The 19,206-nt window shown below is 45.1% G+C and carries 12 protein-coding genes and 1 tRNA gene; 8 read left to right on the forward strand and 5 right to left on the reverse strand.

Annotated features, from left to right (window positions below; genetic code table 11):
• The first annotated feature begins 31 nt into the window (after window positions 1-31).
• The 5 genes from G498_RS0106890 to G498_RS0106910 all read left to right on the forward strand — a co-directional run bounded on the left by G498_RS0106890 (window position 32) and on the right by G498_RS0106910 (window position 4,888).
• Complete coding sequence (locus tag G498_RS0106890) at window positions 32-313, forward strand: F0F1 ATP synthase subunit epsilon (protein WP_026980508.1); 282 nt, start codon at window positions 32-34, stop codon at window positions 311-313.
• A gap of 163 nt (window positions 314-476) precedes the next feature.
• Window positions 477-1,628: an aminotransferase class I/II-fold pyridoxal phosphate-dependent enzyme gene (locus G498_RS0106895; RefSeq protein ID WP_026980509.1), complete on the forward strand. Its 1,152-nt coding sequence runs from the start codon at window positions 477-479 to the stop codon at window positions 1,626-1,628.
• A gap of 157 nt (window positions 1,629-1,785) precedes the next feature.
• Window positions 1,786-2,406, forward strand: coding sequence for a dethiobiotin synthase (gene bioD / locus G498_RS0106900; protein WP_026980510.1), 621 nt, complete (start codon window positions 1,786-1,788; stop codon window positions 2,404-2,406).
• 36 nt (window positions 2,407-2,442) lie between these two features.
• Window positions 2,443-3,714 carry an adenosylmethionine--8-amino-7-oxononanoate transaminase gene (gene bioA / locus G498_RS0106905; RefSeq protein ID WP_026980511.1) on the forward strand — a complete coding sequence of 424 codons (1,272 nt, stop codon included), beginning with the start codon at window positions 2,443-2,445 and terminating at the stop codon, window positions 3,712-3,714.
• A 16-nt stretch (window positions 3,715-3,730) separates the two neighbouring features.
• Window positions 3,731-4,888, forward strand: coding sequence for a beta-ketoacyl-[acyl-carrier-protein] synthase family protein (locus tag G498_RS0106910; protein ID WP_026980512.1), 1,158 nt, complete (start codon window positions 3,731-3,733; stop codon window positions 4,886-4,888).
• Between the two features lie 265 nt (window positions 4,889-5,153).
• On the opposite strand, the gene G498_RS0106915 is transcribed toward G498_RS0106910, so the two are convergent.
• Window positions 5,154-5,636 (reverse strand): regulatory protein RecX, encoded by a 483-nt coding sequence (locus G498_RS0106915; RefSeq protein WP_035744537.1) that lies wholly within the window; start codon window positions 5,634-5,636, stop codon window positions 5,154-5,156.
• 133 nt (window positions 5,637-5,769) lie between these two features.
• Between G498_RS0106915 and G498_RS15385 the strand changes: the two genes are divergently transcribed.
• Both G498_RS15385 and G498_RS15390 read left to right on the forward strand, forming a co-directional pair.
• Window positions 5,770-10,506 carry a choice-of-anchor D domain-containing protein gene (locus G498_RS15385; protein ID WP_026980514.1) on the forward strand — a complete coding sequence of 1,579 codons (4,737 nt, stop codon included), beginning with the start codon at window positions 5,770-5,772 and terminating at the stop codon, window positions 10,504-10,506.
• A gap of 151 nt (window positions 10,507-10,657) precedes the next feature.
• The gene (locus G498_RS15390) at window positions 10,658-14,707 is read left to right on the forward strand and encodes a reprolysin-like metallopeptidase (RefSeq protein ID WP_161625337.1); all 4,050 of its coding nucleotides are present in this window, start codon (window positions 10,658-10,660) and stop codon (window positions 14,705-14,707) included.
• Between the two features lie 142 nt (window positions 14,708-14,849).
• Here G498_RS15390 and G498_RS0106930 read toward each other — a convergent pair whose 3' ends face one another.
• The 4 genes from G498_RS0106930 to G498_RS0106945 all read right to left on the reverse strand — a co-directional run bounded on the left by G498_RS0106930 (window position 14,850) and on the right by G498_RS0106945 (window position 17,999).
• The gene (locus G498_RS0106930; RefSeq protein WP_026980515.1) at window positions 14,850-15,734 is read right to left on the reverse strand and encodes a cupin-like domain-containing protein; all 885 of its coding nucleotides are present in this window, start codon (window positions 15,732-15,734) and stop codon (window positions 14,850-14,852) included.
• Window positions 15,735-15,846: 112 nt separating this feature from the next.
• The gene (gene bioB, locus G498_RS0106935) at window positions 15,847-16,944 is read right to left on the reverse strand and encodes a biotin synthase BioB (RefSeq protein WP_026980516.1); all 1,098 of its coding nucleotides are present in this window, start codon (window positions 16,942-16,944) and stop codon (window positions 15,847-15,849) included.
• A gap of 180 nt (window positions 16,945-17,124) precedes the next feature.
• Window positions 17,125-17,832 (reverse strand): hypothetical protein, encoded by a 708-nt coding sequence (locus tag G498_RS0106940; protein ID WP_026980517.1) that lies wholly within the window; start codon window positions 17,830-17,832, stop codon window positions 17,125-17,127.
• Between the two features lie 87 nt (window positions 17,833-17,919).
• A tRNA-Leu gene (locus tag G498_RS0106945) sits at window positions 17,920-17,999 on the reverse strand.
• Window positions 18,000-18,261: 262 nt separating this feature from the next.
• On the opposite strand from G498_RS0106945, the gene G498_RS0106955 reads away from it, so the two are divergent.
• Window positions 18,262-19,203, forward strand: coding sequence for a ribose-phosphate pyrophosphokinase (locus tag G498_RS0106955; protein WP_026980518.1), 942 nt, complete (start codon window positions 18,262-18,264; stop codon window positions 19,201-19,203).
• The last annotated feature ends 3 nt before the right edge of the window (window positions 19,204-19,206 follow it).

Here is a 19,206-nt window from a genome sequence, read left to right on the forward strand (position 1 = left end):
ACTGTAAACTGTAAACTGTAAACTAAAGAATATGATTGTAGAAATTGTATCACCCGAAGCCACATTATTCAAAGGAGAAGTTACTTCGGTAGCGGTTCCGGGAGTAAATGGTGAGTTCCAGATGTTAAACAACCACGCGGCGATCGTGTCCCTTTTAGGAAAAGGATACGTGAAAATCGTGGGAACCAACCTTAAGATTGCTAAAGAATTTGTGGAGAAATTCAACAAAGTAAACGAGCAGACCTACTGGTTGCCTATCACATCGGGAACCGTTGAAATGAACGACAATAAAATAATTGTTTTAGCCGACTAAGACAATTAATCCAAGCGAAGTGATTCGCAGGGGAATAAAATAAAAAGAAAGCCTGGTTTTGCCGGGCTTTTTTTATGATATCAGATGAGTTTAAGGTATCTGTTTTGGCTCAGAAATGCTTTTGTAAAGGGTAGTTTTTTTAAAAGATACTTATATTTGAGTTATGAAACCATTTCCGAAAACCTTAAGCGATAAGCTGGAACAACGTCTCCAAAATAATTCGTTGCGAAAGCTGCCGGAAGCAACTGCTTTAATCGATTTCTCGTCCAACGATTATTTGGGTTTTGCCAAATCCGAAGCCATTTTTGAAGCGACGCATCAGTTCTTGCTCGAGCGCGACTGCAAGACAAACGGAGCCACCGGTTCGCGGCTGCTTTCCGGAAACCATCCTTTATATGAAGAAGCCGAAGCCTTCATCGCGGAATTTCACCAAGCCGAAAGCGCGCTGATTTTCAATTCCGGTTACGATGCCAATGTGGGCTTTTTCAGTGCCGTACCGCAGCGGGGCGATGTGATTCTGTACGACGAACTCATCCACGCCTCCATACGCGATGGCATTCAGTTGTCCCATGCCAAAGCATATCGGTTTGCGCACAACGACCTCGACGACTTGCAGGATAAGATGGTCAAATTTAAAAATGAGGCGACCACGGTGTATGTGGTCATCGAATCGGTGTATTCCATGGACGGGGATTCGCCCAATCTGGAAGTACTGACCGAACTTTGCGAACAGCAGGAATGTTATCTGGTGGTCGACGAAGCGCATGCCTTAGGTGTATTCGGCAGGAAAGGCGAAGGGCTGATCCAAAGCCTGCAGCTTCAGAACAAGGTTTTCGCACGCATCATGACTTTCGGAAAAGGCTTGGGTTGTCACGGAGCAGCAATTTTGGGAAGTTTGGCCTTGCAAAGCTATCTGGTTAATTTTTCAAGAAGCTTTGTCTATACTACGGGCTTGTCGCCGCATGCCGTGGCCACGATTGTAACCGCATATCGGTATTTGGCTGAAAACCCATCGGCAATAACAGACTTAACCGATAACATTACGGCTTTTAATCAGGAGAAACTGCTCTTGGGACTTAAACCGCTGTTCGTGTACAGCAAATCTGCAATCCAGTGTGCAATTATACCCGGAAATGAACGGGTAAAAACCATAGCCGCTGCCCTACAGGAAAAAAGCTTCGACGTCAAACCGATTCTTTCGCCCACGGTGCCGGAAGGCCAGGAACGGTTGCGTTTTTGTTTGCACCGGTACAATACCACGGCCGAAATCACGGCAGTGTTGCAGGAATTTAGCCGCTTGGTTTTGGGATACTAATCGGACGATGGCGGATACAGTTATAATCCTTTACCATATATTTTGGAACACTGATTTTACGGACACAACAGATTTACACAAATTTCAGACAGAAAAACCATAGCAATCTATGCAATCCATGTGCGAAACTGTTGTAATTTGCACCTAAAATAAGATTATGAAACTCTTCATCACCGGCATAGGCACCGACGTAGGCAAAACCATCGCCTCCGCCATCATCACCGAAGCCCTCGAGGCCGATTACTGGAAACCCATTCAGGCAGGCGACCTCGAAAATTCCGATGCGCATAAAATCCAAAAGTACCTGACCAATGCCAAAACAAGAATTTTTGACAACGCCTATGCACTGCAAACGCCGGCGAGTCCGCATTGGGCTGCAGAGCTGGATAACATCCGCATCGATTTAAAAAAAATTAAAGAACCAAAAAGCAAAAACCATCTGGTCATAGAAGGTGCCGGTGGCGTTTTTGTTCCGTTAAATGAAACCGATTGCGTTATCGATTTAATCCAGCCCGATTATAAAGTAATCGTAGTATCCCGTCATTATCTGGGCAGCATCAACCATACCCTGTTGACTGTGGAAGCCCTGCAAAACCGAAAACTTAACATCGCCGGCATTGTTTTCAACGGCGACGAAAACCCGGCATCGGAAAGCATCATCCTGAAAAAAACCGGTTTACAAATGCTCGGCCGCATCGAAAACGAACCCTATTTCGACCAGAATGTAATACGCTATTACGCCGATAAAATCAGGGCAACGTTATTGGAATTGTCCTAACTTGCTTATCCCTAATCTCTTGTAACTTCTAAAAACATGAATCTTTCCGAACGCGACATCCAACACAACTGGCATCCATACACGCAACATAAAACCGCCGCGCCGCACATTGCGATTACCAAAGGCGAAGGGGCTTTGTTGTGGGATGAAAGCGGCAAAACCTACATCGATGCCATCGCTTCCTGGTGGGTCAATCCGTACGGACATGCCAATAAAGTTATAGCTGATGCGATTTACAGACAGCTGACGACTCTGGAACACGTTTTGTTCGGTGGTTTTACCCACGAGCCCGCGGTTTTGGTGGCGGAAAAACTGATGCAACTGCTGCCGTCCAATCAACAGAAACTGTTCTACTCTGATAATGGTTCGACTGCGGTGGAAATCGCGATCAAAGTAGCCTTACAGTATTTTTACAACAAAGGCGAACGGCGCACCAAAATCATTGCGTTTGAAAATGCCTTTCACGGCGATACGTTTGCGGCAATGGCGGCCAGCGGGATTTCTTTTTTCACGGAAGCGTTTAAAGGCTCTTTGTTGGAAGTAGTGCGCATTCCGTTGCCAACTTCAGGAAACGAAAAAGTCAGTTATGAAGCTTTGGAAGCCTTGCTGAAAACCAACGAATTTGCGGGATTTATCTTCGAACCCTTAGTGCAGGGCGCGGCCGGAATGGTGATGTACGAAGCAGCCGAACTGGATAAACTGATGGTACTTTGCAAAAAACATAACGTTTTCACCATAGCTGACGAAGTCATGACCGGCTTCGGCAAAACCGGCAAAACCTTTGCCTGCGATTATCTGACGGAACAACCTGACATGATGTGTTTGTCGAAAGCGCTTACCGGTGGCACCATTCCTATGGCAATCACTACGTTTACCCAGGAACTTTTTGACGGTTTTTATGATGATGATGTGAACAAAGCGTTGTTTCACGGCCATACGTTTACCGCGAATCCGACCGGTTGTGCTGCGGCTTTGGCGAGCATGGAATTGTTGGGAACTGCTGAAATGCAGGACAACCTCCGTCGTATCAATGCAAAGCACCTCGACTTTCAGCAAAAACTTGCAAACCATCCACGCGTTACGGCTACACGGGTGCTTGGTGTGATTTTGGCGCTGGAAATCAAAACCGATGGTGCCGAAAGCTATTACGGTAGTTTTAGAAATAAGTTGTACAATTTCTTCATCGACCACGGCATTATCCTGCGGCCGGTGGGGAATATCGTGTACGTGTTGCCGCCGTATGTGATTTCCGATGCACAACTCGAAAAAATTTACCAAACTATAGAAGCGGCATTGCAAGAATGCTAACTTTGCAAAAAATTTGATTTTGAAACCGATTGCCCTCACTGCTTTAGCGTCTTTTTCCCCTTTAGGTAGCCAACCCGAAGCCATTTGGGCGGAATACCTGAAACCGACGACGGTAATTAGGGAAAAGCAAATCGGTACGCAAAAGGTGCCGGTGGCCGCTTTGCCCGGGGTTTTACTCGAACAGGTAAAAGCGCTGCGCCAATCCGACCACAAATACAAATCTTTAGACAACTCCGTTTTATACGCGATTTTGGCCGCGCGCCAGGCGGTACAACAGGCCGGATGGAACGATCACGATGTCTTCGGCATCAACATCGGTTCTTCGCGGGGTGCTACCGAACTTTTCGAGCAGTACCACGAAGAATTCCTCACTACCGGAAAAACCTCTACGTTGGCGTCGCCCACCACGACGATGGGAAATATTTCCTCTTGGGTGGCGCACGATTTAAAAGCCAAAGGCCCCGAAATTTCGCATTCCATCACCTGTTCGACCGCTTTGCATGCGTTGCTGAACGGCGTGGCGTGGCTGCGTTCGGGCATGGCCGATAAATTCCTGATTGGCGGGAGCGAGGCCTCTTTAACGCCTTTTACCGTGGCCCAGATGCAGGCGCTTAAAATCTATTCCACCGATACGTCCGAGTATCCGTGTCGCGCTTTTGACCTGAACAAAACCAAAAATACGATGGTATTGGGGGAAGGCGCCGGGATGCTTTGCCTGGAAAGCGGTACTTCGGATAAAGCCCTGGCGTATGTGGCAGGTGTGGGCTATGCTACCGACATTTTGGAGCACGGCATTTCCATTTCCACCGAGGCGGCCTGTTTTCAGCAATCGATGCAGATGGCGCTGGGCGATTTGCCGGTAACAGAGGTTGACGCCATCGTGCTGCACGCGCCGGGCACAATTAAAGGCGATGCTTCGGAAATGGCCGCCATTCAGAAAGTGTTTGGCGAACAGCAGCCGCAGCTTACCACCAACAAATGGAAAATCGGGCACACCTTTGGCGCTTCGGGCATCCTGAGTGTGGAACTGGCGGTCCTGATGCTGCAGCACCAACAGTTTATCGGCGTCCCTTTTGTAAAACATCAAACCCCGAAACGACCGCTGAAAAACATTTTGGTCAATGCCGTTGGTTTTGGCGGGAATGCGGTAAGTGTCCTGCTTCGCCGTGCTTAATTTTCTTCTTCTTTTTAGTCCGTAGTTTTTCCTTTTCGGTTGCAAACGTCGTAAAAGGCTGTAATTTTTTGAATTCAAAATTTTATTGGATTACAAGATTGTAATTTTTCGTTTTCAAAAGATCATTTGATTGCAACTTTGTAATCTTTTGAAAAAATAATTCCATTTAATTACAAGTAAAAATTAGGGCGCAATGTGTTGCCTTACGTGCCGTAGGAAAGGGAAACCAGAGGTAAAAATTATACGGAAAGACGATGTAGGCGGTTTAGTCGTGCGCCAATTCGTTGAGTTTGTCTAAAATAAGAGGGCTTTCCCAGCCTTTGCGGAGTAAAAAATCGCAGAATTTCTTTTTCTTTTTCGCCGGGTGGGTTTCGGTCAGGCTGTTCCAGTGTTTTTCGGCCAGTTCGTGAAAGGTGGCGTAATAAGTTTCGTCCGGCAGTTCCTTTAAGGCGGCGTTGATGTTGTATTGGGAAATCTGTCGGCACTTCAGCTCGTTTACAATACGGATTTTACCCCATTTTTTTACGTTGTGCTTGCCGCGGGCAAAACTCTGGGCAAACCGTTCTTCGTTTAGGAAATTATTTTCAATCAGATGCACGACTATGGTGTCGATTTCGGCGGCGGACAGTTTAAATGTCTTTAATTTTTCCGTCACTTCGGCGTGGCAGCGTTCCTGATAACTGCAGTAGTACTCAAGCTTTTTGACGATTTCCGCTATCGTATGTATTTTCAGGGAATTACTGTTCATAACTTAACGCAAAATTAAAGCATGACGATTGAAAATCTGTTAAAAAGTCGTACCTTTGTCGCCCGTTTTTTTCTGAAAAATGAAAAATAGGGTTGTAAATATAAGAAATTTCACAAAAATATACATATACACTATGAAATTTAAATTTTTACTTTTAGCGGTTTTGTTCTCGGTTGTAGGTTGGGGGCAGGCGACAGATTTGTTTATTTCTGAGTATGTTGAAGGATCTAATAATGAGAAATATATAGAGATATATAATGGTACTGGAGCTTCAGTTAATCTTTCTGATTATAGATTGCGATTGTATGCAAATGGAAGCGCAACCGTTTTAAATGATGTTTTATTGTCGGGAACTTTAGCTGACGGTCAAGTAATTGTTTATAAGAATTCATTAGCTACACTTTTTGCAGGGACTAACAATGCTGCTGTAAATTTTAACGGAGATGATGCTTTGGCTTTGTTTAAAGTTTCAACAAACTCCAACGTAGATATTTTTGGAAGAATCGGAAACGATCCAGGAACAGCGTGGACTGCAGCTGGGGGTTATACAACTTTAGATAAAACTCTTCGAAGAAAAACTAATGTATGTGGCGGTGTAACCGTTAATCCAACCGGAACTGGGGTAGGAGCTTTTACTACACTGTCAACGGAGTGGGATATCTTCAATATTGATGATGTGTCTGGTTTAGGGTCGCATACTGCTGTATGTTCAAGTGTTCCCGAAATCAATATCTTAGGGAATAGCAATACTATTGCCAGTGGCGATGTAACCCCAAACACCACAGACGATACCGATTTTGGTACGGTGGCTACCGCTTCGGGAACTATCGTAAAAACGTTTACTATCGAAAACTTAGGAACGGCCGCTTTAAATTTAACTGGTGCGAGTCCGTATGTATCCATCACCGGGGCAAATGCGGGCGATTTTACGGTAACGGCGATTCCTTCTAACAGCATTGCGGCTTCAACAAGTACAACTTTTGCCATTACGTTTGACCCTTTGGCAGACGGTTTGAGAACGGCGAACGTAAGTATTACCAATAACGACAGCAACGAAAACCCGTATACGTTTGCCATTCAGGGAACCGGAATCAGTGCGCCTGTAATTACCAGTGCGTTAACCGCTTCGGGTACTCAGGGTTCGCCTTTTACCTATACCATTACAGCGACCAATACGCCAACGGGTTACAACGCTACCGGATTGCCGGCAGGTTTGACCATCGATACCAATACCGGAGTGATTTCGGGTACACCAACTGTTACCGGAAGTTTTAACGTAACGATTACCGCGACTAACGGCGTGGGTTCAGACAATCAGGTTTTGGTGATAACATTAAGTACAGGACCTTGTTTGAGCAATAGTTTTACTTCTGCTACTTTTCCACCTACAGGTTGGTTAGCAACAAGTGTAACCAGAAGTACACTTGCTGCCGATTATAACACAGGTCCTGCTGCTGCTGTTTTTGGGAGTAATAGCGGGTCACTAACGACTAGTGTGATAGCCAACCCGGCACAGTTAAAATTTTATTTGGGAAGATCAACTAATACGACTGCTAAAACCTTGACAGTTGAAGTGTCAACAACTTCTCAGACCACGGGTTTTGCTACGGTAGCCACTTTTGATCATTCAAATGTTCCTTCAGGTTCTTACGATCAATATACCGTTGATTTGTCAGCCTATACCAATAGTGCTACGGTTTGGATTCGATTCACTAAAACCTCCTCAACAACTGCCCCATGGCGTTTAGACGATGTGGAAGTGTTTTGTGGTGAACCAGCCGACGTAGAAATCGACGTAGCAGGAAACGGTATTTCCATAGCTGATGGCGACACCACACCAACGGTTGCCGATGCTACCGATTTTGGTTCAACTTTAGTAGGGGTGAGTGTTTCTAATACTTATACCATTACCAATACAGGGACAGATCCGTTAACCATTACCGGGGTTACCATTACCGGAGCCAATGCGGCTGATTTTACAGTATCTTCAGCCCCGGCAGGTACGGTACCGGCAGGAGGTTCGACAACTTTTGAAATTAATTATACACCAACGGCTTTGGGTACAAGTAATGCTACGATAAACATTGCCAATAATGATGGGGATGAAAATCCGTATACTTTTACCATTACAGGAATGGCTATTACGTGTACGCCAACCACTTCTGTAACTTCCATGAGTCCGCTTTCAGGACCCGAGGGAACTATGATTACCTTTACCGGAACCGGATTTGGAACTATAGCAACTGTAACTTTAGGAGGTACTCCGGCTACTTTTACAGTAATTTCCGCAACGACACTTCAGGTGGAGGTTCCTGTGGGCGCTTCTACAGGGAGTATTTCGATTCAGGACGCCGGAGGCTGTGAGATTAAAACAACGGTTTTCACGGTAATCACTCTGGACAATACAACTTGTCAGGGCACCGCGCCTTTAACGGATTTAATTATTTATGACCTTCACGATGAAAGAACCGGAGATGGCGGTTTTATCACCTTATACAACGGAACTCCGGTAACAGTGGATTTGGCTGATTACAGCATCTGGAGAACAAGTAATTATGGCGATGGCAATGCCATTGACTATGCTAACCTAACCGGAACTATTGCTCCTGGAGCGTTAGGAATCATACGGGTAAATACGGTAGGTTGTGGTCCGGCAGGAACTAACGGAACCATTAACGCAGGTTTCAATCAAAATGACCAGATTCAATTGCGCAATGCCGATGGCAGTGTTGTGATTGATGATGTACATACTTATGTGCCTTCAGCCGGATATTACATGGTTCGTAAAGAAGGGGCGTTAATAGCACGCACGACTTATCAGGATTCGGATTGGAATATCACGCCGTTAGGACCGGGTGTTTGTGAGCCGACTGCAGGATTGATATTGCCAAATAACGGTGTGCCTCCAACGGTAGCAGCCAACGATCCGGTAGTTACTACCTCTTGTTCTGCTAACACGGCTACTATTGGTGTAACAGCCAGCGAAGGGTTTGCCGGCGGATTTGAATTGGTTTATCAATGGTATTACAGTGCACCTGGGCAAACCGATTGGACATTAATTAACAACGGAGGAATTTACTCCGGGGCGACTACAGCAACCTTAGGCATCTCTGATATTACCGGAGTATTGGGGTATCAGTTTTACTGTAGAGTGTTGGAAAATGCCGCTACGTGTTTTGTGGCTTCCAAAGCGGTTCAGCTAGATGGTGCAACTTCTACCATCTGGAACGGAACAACTTGGTCTAACGGAACACCGGATTTAAGCAAAGCGGCCATCATCAGCGGCAATTACGATACGTCACTGCACGGGGATTTCTCTTGTTGTAGTTTAGTGGTAAATCCAACCTTCACTTTAGAAATTAAAGCGCTGGATTACATAGAAGTACAAAATGATATTACCGTAAACGGAACCCTGAACGTGCGCGACGACGGTTCGTTGGTTCAGATTAACGATGCGGGGGTAAATACCGGAAACATCACTTACGAAAGAACAACAACCGGTAATAATTTAGATTATGTATACTGGTCGTCTCCGGTAAATACGGTAAACACACCGGCAACCGGTTATATTTACCGATGGGATCCTGCTTATGCGAATCCGAACGGCGGTTGGGGTTACTGGTTGTTAGCGAGAAACACGGCTATGGCTCCGGGGGTTGGTTACATTATGCGCAATGTTTTCAGCAGAACGTTTACCGGAGTACCGCGTAACGGTGTGATTCAGCCAACCATCGGAAGAGCCAATAACACCGGAGCAGATTTTACAGGCAGCAACGGTACGATTATTACCAACAAAGACGATAACTGGAATTTAATCGGGAATCCGTATCCGTCGGCAATCAAAGCTTTAGACTTCCTGAATTTAAATACCAATATAGAAGGAGCGGTCCGCATCTGGACGCACGGTACAACACCATCAACAACCATCAGTAACCCGGTTTACGACAGTTTTGTATACAACTATACTGCAGACGATTACATCGTGTATAACGGAACAGGAACCGTAAGCGGACCAGGTGGTTTTAACGGTTTTATTGCTGCAGGACAGAGCTTTATGGTCAATATGAATGACGGCGCGGCCACGACTGAAACCGTAACGTTCAACAATTCACTGCGAAGCAAGGACCACAACAACGAACAGTTTTACAAACAGGCCACAGGTAAAAATTCTTCAAGTGCCAACGGTACCGATGAAAAACACCGAATCTGGTTGGATCTGGCCAATGCCAATAATAACTCTACCCGAACCTTAATCGGATATGTAACCAATGCGACCTACGGGAAAGACCGTTTATACGATGCGGTTACCAATGCTCTAGGCAACGGAATGGCGATTTTCTCGGTGTTAAACGATGAAAGAATGGCCATCCAGGGAAGAGCATTGCCGTTTGACAGTCAGGACCGTGTTCCGCTGGGCATCAAAGTACCGACTGCCGGAAGCTACTCCATCGGATTAAGCGCGTTAGACGGATTGTTTGCTGCCGGTCAGGCCATTTATTTAGAAGACCGTCTGTTGAACAGCATCCATGATCTGAAAGTAAATCCGTATGTGTTTACTGTGGATCAGGCCGGTTTAGCTAACGACCGTTTTGTGTTGAGATTTACCAATACAACCTTAGGACAGTCTGATTTCGAAACGGCTGCAAATGCGGTTACCGTATATGGCAATGACGGTGTGGTAGTGAAATCGACTGCGGAAGCCATTAAAGAAGTGGTGGTTTACGATGTGTTGGGAAGAACAATTGCACACAAGAAAAATGTTGCGGCCAACGAAGTACTATTGTCTTCCGTTCGCAAAACACAAAGTGCATTAATTGTAAGAGTGACTTTAGAAAACGGTCAGACCATAGATAAAAAGATACTGTACTAATAAAACGAGCATAAACTTTTTTCAAAGCGTCAGGATTTCGATTCTGGCGCTTTTTTGTTTCAAATGGTTTTGTATTGTTATTTTTAACACAATGTCTTGTTATTTTGTTAAAAATAAAATAATATTGCAGCGACTAACTAAAAAACTAAAAATGAAAAAAATCCTGCTGGTTGCCTTGCTGCAATTCACAGCGGTTTCCTTATGGAGCCAGGAGAAATCGCTTTGGACCACCACCCAATGGTCTGAACAGCAAAAAAAGGAAGCCACTTTCCGAAAAGCGTTTCCGCAAGCCTGCCAAACCTATTCTCTCGATTTACCGGCACTGCAAAACGCATTAGCGCCTTTGGTACTAAACCGCACCACCCCAACGGTTACCCTTGCCATTCCGGATGACAAAGGACAGTTGGAGCACTATGCCGTTTCCGAAGCTTCGGTTATGGATCCGACCCTTCAGGCACAATTCCCGGACATTCGTTCGTATGCCGGTGTTGGGATTACCAACCCTAAACACACCATTCGTTTCAGCGTTTCCGATGCAAAAGGATTCAGTGCCCTGATTCGAAAAGCCGACGAAGGAACGGTAATCATCGATCCGCTAACCGCCGACAACCGCCACTACATCGTTTTCAACCGAAGACACAACGCGACAGGTTTACCGTTTCAATGCAGTACCGCCGAAGCAGAAATCCTGCAGGACGCAGCGGCCCGAGGTATTTTGAACAATGCCGATGATTCGCAACAGCGCCGTTTCCGTCTGGCAATGTCCTGTACAGGAGAATATACAGCCTTTCACGGCGGAACGGTTGCTGGAGCCATGGCGGCCATCAATGCGACGGTTACCCGCGTGAACGGGGTTTTCGAAAACGATTTTAACGTGCGTTTGATACTCATAGCCAACAACGCCAATGTGGTGTACACCAACGCGGCTACTGATCCGTATTCGGATGCGGCAAATATGGCGAACTGGAATGCCGAACTGCAGAGTACACTTACTTCGGTAATCGGAGAAGCCAATTATGATGTGGGACACCTTTTCGGAGCCACAGGCGGTGGCGGAAATGCCGGATGTATTGGCTGTGTGTGCATTAACGGCCAAAAAGGAAGCGGTTACACTTCGCCAGCCGACGGAATTCCGCAGGGCGATTTTTTCGATATCGATTATGTGGCGCACGAATTGGGGCATCAGTTTGGTGCCAACCATACCTTTACCCATTCCACTCAGGTAGCCGTGGCACAATTGGAACCGGGCAGTGGCAGTACCATTATGGGCTATGCCGGGATTACGGGCGCTACAGATGTGCAGCCACACAGCGATGCTTATTTTCACGCCATCAGCATTCAGCAGGTAACCAATAACATCAAAGGGAAAGCCTGTCCGAGCGTGGTGGCTACCGGGAATGCCGTGCCCACCGCCAACGCCGGAGCCGATAAAATACTGCCCATCGGAACCGCATTCAAATTAACCGGAACCGGAACCGATGCCGACGGACTGGCCTCCTTAACGTATTGTTGGGAACAGATGGATATCGGAACCGCGGCGACGACCTATCCGAACGCCACCAAAACCTCAGGGCCTAATTTTCGTTCGTTTTCGCCTTCCGCAAGTCCTGTGCGCCGCTTTCCGAATTTAGCCGATCATGTGGCCAACGGCGTAGGCGGAAACATGTGGGAGATTGTTCCGGGGGTAGACCGAACCCTGAATTTCAGATTCACGGTACGCGATAACCGCACCGGAGGAGCCTGCAACGAAAGCGATAACATGACCGTGTTTTTTGATGATGCGTATGGACCGTTTGCCGTGACTTCGCAGGCTGTTTCGGGAATCAGCTGGGCTATCGGAAGTACCCAGACGATTACCTGGTTGGTAAACAATACGACGGCGCTGGCGGGTTCTGCCAATGTGAATATTTTATTGTCGGTGGATGGCGGGGTTACGTTCCCGATTACGCTGTTGGCCAACACGCCTAACGACGGAACACAAAACATTACGGTACCGGATGTGTTGTCGGCCAATTGTCGTCTTTTAATTGAACCTACCGGCAACGATTATTATGCCATCAATACGAAGCCGTTTGCCATCGGTTATTCTGTTGCCACGACCTGTAACAACTATACGTATAATACGGCATTTGCCATCCCGGATAACAATGCCGCCTATACCGTGAGAGCAATCAATGTCCCGACCACGGCACCAATTTCCGATGTGAACCTTCGGGTAAACCTCAATCACACCTATGTTTCGGATTTGCAGGTAGCCATGGTTGATCCGTCAGGGACTAACCAAATCAATATTTTTAACCGCAGCTGTACCAATAATGATAACATGAACGTGCTTTTTGATGATCAGGGAAGTGCTATGGTTTGTGCGTCACCTATTACCGGAACCTATTTGCCGGCCCAGCCTTTGTCGGTGTACAACGGCATGAATCCGCAGGGCAACTGGTTGATCGGCATCCGCGATTTGGGCGCTGCCGATGTTGGCACGGTGAATTCTTATACCTTAACCATCTGCTCACAGACTTATGTGGAATTGGCGGCTGTTTGCGGGGCAGTTACTTCGGTTTGGAACGGAAGCAGCTGGTCTAACGGGGTTCCCGGCAAATACACGGCAGCTATCATGAACGGCAATTACGATACGGCCCTTCACGGCAATTTTTTGTGCTGCAGTTTAACCATCACAAGCGGAAATACCGTAACGATTGCCGATAACACTGTGGTTTCGATTGTAAACGATTTAATGGTGGATGCCGGAGGAACGCTGGACGTGGCTAATACCGGCTCGCTGGTGATGATTAACGATACCGGAACCGTAACCAACAACGGAACGACTTTAATCCGAAAAACAACAGCACCTTTTGATCGTTACGATTATACGTTCTGGTCGTCACCGGTGGCGAATACGACGATTGGAGGCGTATTATCCGCTTGGCAGCAATCGCATATTTTCAGGTTGAACGCGGCGAATTTCAGGGATGACAACAACGATACGCACGATGATAACGGCGATGCCTGGATTTTCACTCCGCAAACCGAGGTGATGCAGCCGGGAACAGGATATGCGGCTATGGCGAATACCTCAGGTGTTTTTCCGCGTCAGGAGAACGTGGTGTTTACCGGAAGGGTGAATAACGGTATTATGAATGTGCCGGTGACCTTAAGTCAGGACAATACGAAAAACAACGACGATTTTAATTTAATCGGAAATCCGTATCCTTCGGCTATTTATGCCAACGATTTTATTACCGCTAATACCGGCGTGATTTCCGGAACGCTCTATTTCTGGACGCATGTCGGCAATTTGACTGGGTCGTCTTACAGCCCGAATGATTTTGCGTACTATAATTTATCCGGCGGAACGGCCACTTCGGCAACCGGAACGGGAAATACGTCGCAGCCAACGGGTTATATTGCTTCCGGGCAGGGTTTTGAAGTAGATGCTTCGGCTAACGGGAATGTGGTTTTTACGAACAGCATGCGCAAAGCGGCCTATTCCAATGCGAATTTTTATAAAACTTCTGAGAGCAATGCACTGTTAAAAGACCGTATTTGGCTGAATATGATTGCAGAAGATAATGTTTTCAGCCAGTTGCTTGTCGGCTTCTTCCCGGAAGCGAGTGCGGCTGTTGATTACGGTTACGATGGAGAATATGTAAAAACGCTTACCCCGGCAGCCTTTTATTCGATGATAGGTGAAGGCCAGTATAAAATTCAGGGAAGAGCGGCGTTTTCGGAAGCCGATACTGTTCCGTTGGGCTTTCATTCTGCAGTGGAGAAAAGCTACACGATTTCCATTGCGGCTGCGGAAGGCGTATTGGAAAATCAACAGGTGTATTTGGAAGACCGGTGGTTAAACCTGATGCACAATCTGAAACAGTCGGACTATAGTTTTACCACACAAGCCGGAACGTTTAACAATCGTTTTGTGTTGCGTTTTTCAGATACGACTTTAGGCAACCACGGGGCGGAAGCAGATGAAAATACCGTGTTTGTGTATCCGAATGCAGGACTTTCGGTACGTTCGTCAAATTTTAAATTGATACAAGTAACGGTTTACGATATGCTGGGCAGGCTGATTTCCGAAAAGAAAAACATAAACCTCTTAGAAACCTCTTTCGGAAACATTACACCGGGACCACAAGCCTTGCTGGTTAAAGTGCTTCTGGAAAACGGAACAACGGTTGTTAAGAAAGTGCTTTATTAGGTAACAAATTAAAAAATCCCGAATTTGTTCGGGATTTTTTAGGTTTTTTCGGCAGTTGAAAATGTGAATCTTGATGAGCTGCCGGAAATGCATAGTATACTACGATGGTTTCCGGTGTTGTAAAATGCTTTGAATTGTTATTTCAGCGGTTTTTTTGTGGGGTAAGCGGTAAGTTTTTATGGGTACGGATGATGGCCTGTTCGTTTTTGTAATCGATCCATTGTTGGCCGCGGTAACGGCGCATTAGGTTGTCGAAATGGCGCATTACAAAAACGTTGTACGCCGCTTTGGACAGATTGCTCAGTTTTCTTGGAAAGGCGCGCAGACTCATCGAAAATCCCGGGGTAACATATTTCATATAATGCCAATAGCCTTCCGGCATGTACAGCATTTCGCCGTGTTCCAGATTGCAGATTAGCCCTTTGGCGTGTTTTAAGGCCGGCCATTTTTCAAAATCCGGATTGTCGAAATCAATGTCTTCCCTTGAAATTAAGGCATGTGGCACTTTGTACAAATACGGAGTCTGATCCGGAGCAAACAAAATGCATTGTTTTTTACCGTGGAAGTGAAAATGCAGTATGTTGGAATAATCAATGTCGTAATGCATGAACACTTTCGAATTTTCCCCACCGAAGAACAGCATCGGCAACTGTTTCACCAGTCTTAATCCGATATCCGGCCATTGAAAGTCGTTTTGCAGCTGTGGTACCTGTTGCATCAGGTTGTACAGAAAAATACGGTAATTGGTGGGTTTGGATTGTAACAAGTCAATGTATTCGCTCATGTTCATCTGGGCATGTGCCTCGTTAAACCCGTCTTTATGGGAAACCGGACGGTCGTCGTACAACGGAACGGTTTTGTCTCCGGCAATTTCTTTAATGTAATTCAGTTTCCATTTTTCGTAAGCAGGCCAGTCTTGGGTTAGCTGTTCAATCACTAACGGACGTTGCTTTTTAACGTAATTGTTATAAAAATCCTCTTTGGAAATGGTTTTTACACGCTCGATTTCGGTCAACTGTAGCTTCATGAAAGGCGATTAAAATTATTTGCAAAAAAAATGCTCTCAGTAAATGGGACTGAGAGCAAAGTTAAGAAAGCTTTACGGTATCGTAAATATATTTTTGTGAGAAAATTTGAGATTAGCAGCACTCTTTTCCTTTGGCCTGTGCTTCTAAGTTTCTTTCGATGGTGTGCCCCGGGCGTGACCATTTCGGTTTTTCACCCAAAGCCTGGAATTTAGAATCTTCCGCTTCCACAGTTTCCGGCTGCATCAACTTGATGAACGGTTTTTGCGGTTGCAAGCCCAGCAATTCGAACATTTTCATGTCTTCGTTTACATCCGGGTTGGGGGTAGTTAACAATTTGTCTCCGGCAAAAATCGAATTCGCTCCGGCAAAGAAACACATCGCCTGACCTTCGCGGGACATCTGTGTTCTTCCGGCAGACAAACGTACCTGGGTTTCCGGCATCACGATTCGTGTTGTGGCTACCATACGGATCATTTCCCAGATTTCCACTGGTTTTTCGTCTTCCATCGGTGTGCCTTCCACGGCTACCAAAGCGTTAATCGGCACGGATTCCGGTTGTGGGTTTAAGGTCGACAACGCCACCAGCATTCCGGCACGGTCTTCGATACTTTCACCCATTCCGATGATACCGCCACTGCAAACCGTTACATTGGTTTTGCGTACGTTCTCAATGGTTTGCAAACGGTCTTCGTAGCCCCGGGTAGAGATTACCTCTTTGTAGTATTCTTCGGAAGTGTCTAAATTGTGGTTGTAGGCGTACAATCCGGCTTCGGCCAAACGCTGTGCCTGATTTTCGGTTAACATTCCTAAGGTACAGCATACTTCCATGTCTAATTTGTTGATGGTGCGCACCATTTCCAAAACCTGATCGAATTCCGGTCCGTCTTTTACGTTGCGCCACGCCGCACCCATACAAACGCGGGAAGATCCGCTGGATTTGGCACGTAAAGCCTGTGCTTTAACCTGGGAAACCGACATTAGGTCGTTGCCTTCAATATTGGTGTGGTAGCGGGCCGCTTGCGGGCAATAGCCGCAATCTTCCGGACAACCTCCGGTTTTAATCGATAATAAGGTGGAAACCTGTACCACATTCGGGTCGTGGTGTACGCGGTGAATGGAAGCGGCTTCGTAAAGCAAATCCATTAAAGGTTTGTTGTATATCGCAATGATTTCTTCTTTGGTCCAATTGTGTCTGGTGGTTGTACTCATACATCATTAGTTTGTTCGGTTCAAAAATAGGGAATTACAAATGAATAATGAAGTAAAAAATTAAGTTGTGAAGTGTTGTGGCAATGGATTAGACCTTTAAGATAAATAATATTATGATAAAGCTAATTGTTTAAACGCAAAATTCAATTTAAGATTTGTGTTGTTTATACAAAAATATGTTTAATGAATTATTTTGATAGGTACTTTGTTTTTGGAATAAATTAAACCATGAAAAATCTTATACCCATTATCTCTAATAGTTTTTATCTCGGATTTTGACAAATTATCTAAATCTGTTGAATCAGAACATATAAATATTGAAGCAAAATATTTATTTCCTTCTTCAATCTTAATGCTACTTGAATTTAAATCATCTCCTACAGGCAATGTAACAAATCCTTCAATAATTTTAATTTCTCCAGGATGTAAAATAAAGTTATTTGTTTTTTTAAAATAAGATAAAACCGAGTTATTCTTGTAATCTAACTTTTTATTAATCATACTTTCAATTATACAAATTGAATCCATGGCACTATTCTTTGCTTGTGGAAATCTAGTGCCAATTCTCAGAGTATCAGAATTATCATTTGTAATTAATAGATTGCAATTATATGTATTGTAATAGCTTATCCCATTCAGCATTTCTGAAAAATGAGAAATATTGAAATAATAAACTTCATCACTCACGTTTTTTATGCTTAAACTATAAATTGTTTTGCCTTTTTCTTGATAGATGCTGTCGTAAGGGTCGGGTTTCGCAATAGAACTTAGAGATAAAAATTCTTTATTCAGAATTTCAATTTCTATACTTTGCTCGTGTTTTTTAGAGCAACCAGCTAAAAAAACAAGTGAAAATACTAAGACTTTGATGTTGGTTGTAAACTCCATTATGTTTTTTTAATACAATATGCATAATTGTTAGGTGTTTCCATTAATGTTGTAAACAAAAAAACCTCTCATTGCTGAGAGGCTTTGTACCGCGGGTGGGAATCGAACCCACACACCTAAGTACACGAGTTTGAGTCGTGCGCGTCTACCAATTCCGCCACCGCGGCTTACGGGCGTCAGGATGTTTTTAAAGCATCCCGGAAATTGATTGTTTCAATTTGTGGGTGCAAATGTAAATAAAAATTCCAGATATAATCAAAAAATAAAAGAAAAAATTGCTTTCAGAGTTGAATTTAATTTCTAAATTTGCACCGCGTTAGAGCAACACAACACTCAACTAACTACACCCGAGGCGTTTACATGCGTCAGCTTTGGATAAACGATAAAGCCGAATTGTATGGAGCGCAGCGGATAAAAACAACAAATTAAATGTCACACATTGAACCGGAAGCAAAAATTTTTGCATGTTCACAAAGTGTCTATCTTGCTGAGAAAATAGCGGCGCACTACGGTGTGGAGCTGGGCAAGGTAACGTTCTCAAAGTACAGTGATGGTGAATTTCAGCCGTCTTTTGAAGAGTCCATCCGCGGATTGCGCGTTTTTTTAGTGTGTTCGACTTTTCCAAGTACCGATAATTTAATGGAGCTCCTGTTAATGATCGATGCGGCGAAAAGAGCTTCGGCCCGACACATTACCGCGGTAATTCCGTATTTCGGTTGGGCCCGTCAGGACCGTAAAGACAAGCCGAGAGTGCCGATAGGGGCAAAACTGGTAGCCAAATTGCTGGAAGCCGCTGGAGCCACCCGAATCATGACCATGGATTTACACGCCGATCAGATTCAGGGCTTTTTCGAAAAACCGGTAGACCACCTGTTCGCGTCAACGATTTTCCTGCCGTATGTGAGAAGTCTGAATCTGGAAAATCTGACTATCGCCTCTCCGGATATGGGCGGTTCCAAAAGAGCCTATGCCTATTCCAAGTTTTTGGAGTCGGATGTGGTAATCTGTTACAAACAGCGCAAACAGGCTAACGTTATCGATACCATGGAATTGATTGGCGATGTTCGCGGACGCAATGTAATTCTGGTAGACGACATGGTCGACACCGGAGGAACCTTGGCCAAAGCTGCCGACATGATGATGGAGCGCGGCGCTTTAAGTGTAAGAGCCATTTGTACGCACGCCATTTTATCCGGCGGAGCTTATGAGAAAATAGAAAACTCTAAAATTGAGGAATTAATCGTAACCGATTCCATTCCGTTAAAAAAAGAGAGTTCTAAAATAAAAGTTGTATCTTGCGCCCCATTATTTGCAGAAGTAATGCACATGGTACAAAACAACAACTCGATTAGCGGGAAGTTTTTAATGTAGAAT

It is taken from the genome of Flavobacterium suncheonense GH29-5 = DSM 17707 (genome assembly GCF_000430025.1).
Classification (GTDB): Bacteria; Bacteroidota; Bacteroidia; order Flavobacteriales; family Flavobacteriaceae; genus Flavobacterium; species Flavobacterium suncheonense.

Coding starts and splice junctions, on each gene's coding strand:
- G498_RS0106890 (WP_026980508.1), top strand. CDS start 32: ATGATTGTAGAAATTGTATCACCCGAAGCCACATTATTCAAAGGAGAA.
- G498_RS0106895 (WP_026980509.1), top strand. CDS start 477: ATGAAACCATTTCCGAAAACCTTAAGCGATAAGCTGGAACAACGTCTC.
- bioD (WP_026980510.1), top strand. CDS start 1,786: ATGAAACTCTTCATCACCGGCATAGGCACCGACGTAGGCAAAACCATC.
- bioA (WP_026980511.1), top strand. CDS start 2,443: ATGAATCTTTCCGAACGCGACATCCAACACAACTGGCATCCATACACG.
- G498_RS0106915 (WP_035744537.1), bottom strand. CDS start 5,636: ATGAACAGTAATTCCCTGAAAATACATACGATAGCGGAAATCGTCAAA.
- G498_RS15385 (WP_026980514.1), top strand. CDS start 5,770: ATGAAATTTAAATTTTTACTTTTAGCGGTTTTGTTCTCGGTTGTAGGT.
- G498_RS15390 (WP_161625337.1), top strand. CDS start 10,658: ATGAAAAAAATCCTGCTGGTTGCCTTGCTGCAATTCACAGCGGTTTCC.
- G498_RS0106930 (WP_026980515.1), bottom strand. CDS start 15,734: ATGAAGCTACAGTTGACCGAAATCGAGCGTGTAAAAACCATTTCCAAA.
- bioB (WP_026980516.1), bottom strand. CDS start 16,944: ATGAGTACAACCACCAGACACAATTGGACCAAAGAAGAAATCATTGCG.
- G498_RS0106940 (WP_026980517.1), bottom strand. CDS start 17,832: ATGGAGTTTACAACCAACATCAAAGTCTTAGTATTTTCACTTGTTTTT.
- G498_RS0106955 (WP_026980518.1), top strand. CDS start 18,262: ATGTCACACATTGAACCGGAAGCAAAAATTTTTGCATGTTCACAAAGT.